2 protein-coding genes are annotated in these 997 nt (G+C 38.0%); both read right to left on the bottom strand.

Annotation, left to right across the window (positions count from 1 at the left end):
• A partial coding sequence (locus IRZ99_RS21095; RefSeq protein WP_194659346.1) for a transposase occupies window positions 1-435 on the bottom strand: 435 nt, incomplete at its 3' end.
• Window positions 436-580: 145 nt separating this feature from the next.
• Window positions 581-928 (bottom strand): transposase, encoded by a 348-nt coding sequence (locus IRZ99_RS21090; RefSeq protein ID WP_194659345.1) that lies wholly within the window; start codon window positions 926-928, stop codon window positions 581-583.
• Between the last annotated feature and the right edge of the window lie 69 nt (window positions 929-997).

The following is a 997-nucleotide window of genomic DNA, read 5'->3' as shown; positions in this document are numbered from 1 at the left end:
TCTGGCTAAAAGCTGTTTTACAGAATCACCATTTGGAAGTACTTCCGCGCTATACGCCCTATTTCCCCTCCTTGCCTGCAATATCAATTGATTCTCAAAATCCATGGCTTCCCATCGATGTTTGATTCTGATTTCCTGTAATGCTTCCAGGGCTAGTTTTTGAACATGAAATCTATCAGTAACCTGTATGGCTTTAGGAAAACATCTCCTGGAGATTAATTTCATCGAATTGGCCATGTCCAGTGTTATTTCTTTTACAGAAGATCTCTTCTTGTAGTTAATCTTAGAGATGTGTTCTATAACTTGTTCCGCTTTTGTTCCGGCAATAATAGCTACTAAGGAACCTTTCTTGCCTTTAAACTTCTTGTTGGTGACAATAGTATAAAGTTCGCCTTGAGACAAAGCTACTTCATCAATGGATAAATGGCTACCCATATTCTCGGGATAAATAATCCACTGATGGGCATGCTCTCTTGGGGTCCAAGTAATGAAAGAGCTAAGGTGTTTTTTGTATTGTCTTTGAAGCTTCTTTCCGTTGACACCAAAGAAACCTCCAATAGTGTGACAATCTGTAGCACTGTTATCTATTAATTTCTTTTAAAAAAGCCGCAAACTCTTGAGTCATACGGGTTCCTTTAGCTACTAACTGCCAGTCTCTTTTAATAATTTCTCCTGTGGTTTTATTAGTCCAGCGACGTCTTTTAATGTGAAGATACACATACTTACCCCGCAGAGGAAAGTCCTGAATAGTAATCTCATCCTGAAAACCCTTTGATACTAATTCAAGGGTGTTAAATTCCTCCGGAGCGTTAGCTTTCTCCTCAAAATACAGATGTAAGGTTTCCTCAGAATTAGTAGTGGAAACCACATCAAAGTGGTCAACTAAAAAATCAGGTAGCATAAATTTTAAAAGCTCAATAGGGGTCATCTCAAATTCTTAGATTGCAAATCTCTTATTTTATTTTCACATTTCCTCCCCAAGATTTGTGCTTGATCC

Source organism: Flavobacterium sp. LC2016-12, from assembly GCF_015351595.1.
Lineage (GTDB): Bacteria > Bacteroidota > Bacteroidia > Flavobacteriales > Flavobacteriaceae > Flavobacterium.
The sequence above is the reverse complement of the archived record's forward strand: the minus strand, read 5'-3'. Positions and strand labels throughout refer to the sequence as shown.